This window comes from Streptomyces sp. NPDC002130 (genome assembly GCF_040296465.1).
In the GTDB taxonomy this organism is placed as follows: Bacteria; Actinomycetota; Actinomycetes; order Streptomycetales; family Streptomycetaceae; genus Streptomyces.
The window spans coordinates 1-1,638 of record NZ_JBEOXI010000713.1 but is presented as its reverse complement, the minus strand read 5'-3'; the positions used below and the strand labels follow the sequence as shown (position 1 = coordinate 1,638).

The following is a 1,638-nucleotide window of genomic DNA, read 5'->3' as shown; positions in this document are numbered from 1 at the left end:
GCTTGCGCACGATGGTGGCGTTGATGCCGTTGCGCTTGAGGACCTCCGCCGTGCCGGACGTGGCGAGCAGCTCGAAGCCGTGCGGAGATGCGGTGGTCGGATCGAGAGGCATCGACCCGACCACGCCGATGACACCGTCGTCAACACCGATCACCTGTCCTCCGCGTAGGAGGGTGACGTCTTCTCTGGTGATCTTGGTCTTGTCGGCGCGAGCCGTCATCAGCCACTCTCCGTGATCATCCGTCAATTTCGCGAGCCAGGTCCCCATATGACCTGCCTCTACCTTCGTGTTCGTTGGCGGACCCCCCGAGTCGCGCTCTCAAACAAAGCCTCGCGCGAGCGCAGCCAGTGGGTGCCCCCGCTGTGTCATCCGCTCGGAGCACTTATCTCTGGGAGTGCATGTCCATCGTGTTTTCGTCGGCTACGAAATCTAGCCAGAAAACGCTAGCCAACAAACTCGTAGTAACGTCACTGAACGATTGTGACCGTGTTTTTCGGTGCGCTCAGTGCGTCAATTCGTCCTTCTTGGCGCGAGCCTTTTCGAGCGCCTTCTCTGCGCGCTTGCGAGCACGCTTACCCAGCACCTCGGTCTGCTCCGACGCCGTTTCTGCCCACTCGTTGCTCTTCTCGAGGGCGAGTTCGGCGAACTCCGAGCTGCGCTTGCTCGCCAGCTCTGCCAGTTCGGCGCTGCGCTCACGTGCGGTCTCGGCCAGTTCGGAGCCGCGCTTCTGCGCGACTTCGAGGATGTCCGGGCCGCGTTCTTTGGCGACCTCTCCGAATTCCGCGGCTCGCTTGCTCGCGATCTCCGCGAACTCGGAGCTGCGCTCCTTGGCAAGTTCGAGCCAATCCGTGCCGTGTGCCTTCGCGGTTTCGGCAAGTTCGGAACCGCGTTCGGACGCCACCGACAGAGCGTGTTCGACGCGATCGCTCGTGTGATCGGTCTGCGATGCGACCAACGGAAGTGCCGCGGCGATAGACGCCTGAGCCTTCTTCGCGGCGCGGCGGCCGCGCCAGCCGAGCGACGGCTTGCCCTCTGTGTCGACGGACGCGATCATCAGTCCGCCGAGCAGGCTGACGTTCTTGATGAAGTTGGTCCGCTGCATCGCTCGCAGTGACGGATCGGTTTCGTTCCAGAAGTCGTGACCGGCAAGCGTGGTCGGTACCAGGCTCCCCGCGAGGACCAACGACGCGAGGCGCGGCGCCTTGCCGGTGGCCAGCAGGGCACCGCCGCCGATCTGGACGGCGGCGTTGATCTTGACGAGTGTTTCCGGATCAGCAGGCACCTTCTGCGTCACTGCTCCTGGCAGCGTCTCGACGGATTTGTCGATCAGCGGTGACGCTTTGGCTGCTCGCTGAGCGGGGTTGCGCAAAGCATCGATTCCCCCGGCGATGAAGATCGTGGAAAGCAGTGGACGAGCAATTCGACGTACCAGCATGTTTCAAGCCTTCCAGAGTGAATGCGACATTCGGAGATAAACACTCTCCGCGGGGCCTCCCGGCAGGTTGCCCAGCTGCACTGAACTCTGTCGACAGGCACCCTCAAACGTGGAGGTGGGATGTGCCGACCTTCTCTTGCACCTTGTCCATGACCCCGGGCCCGTCCGGGGTTGCGGCGTACGCCTCGTCGAATTCTTTGAC

General features: G+C 62.8%; 1 protein-coding gene and 1 pseudogene. Both read right to left on the bottom strand.

Going from position 1 to position 1,638, the window contains the following annotated elements; translation table 11 throughout:
* Positions 1–82, bottom strand: a pseudogene (locus tag ABT116_RS51175) (hypothetical protein); the annotation flags it as partial.
* 421 nt (positions 83–503) lie between these two features.
* Positions 504–1,436, bottom strand: a complete 933-nt coding sequence (locus ABT116_RS44735) for a DoxX family protein (protein WP_003944048.1) — start codon at positions 1,434–1,436, stop codon at positions 504–506.
* Positions 1,437–1,638 lie beyond the last annotated feature (202 nt).

What these genes read in the sequence shown, in the direction of transcription:
- ABT116_RS44735 (WP_003944048.1), bottom strand. Translation starts at nt 1,436, where the DNA reads ATGCTGGTACGTCGAATTGCTCGTCCACTGCTTTCCACGATCTTCATC.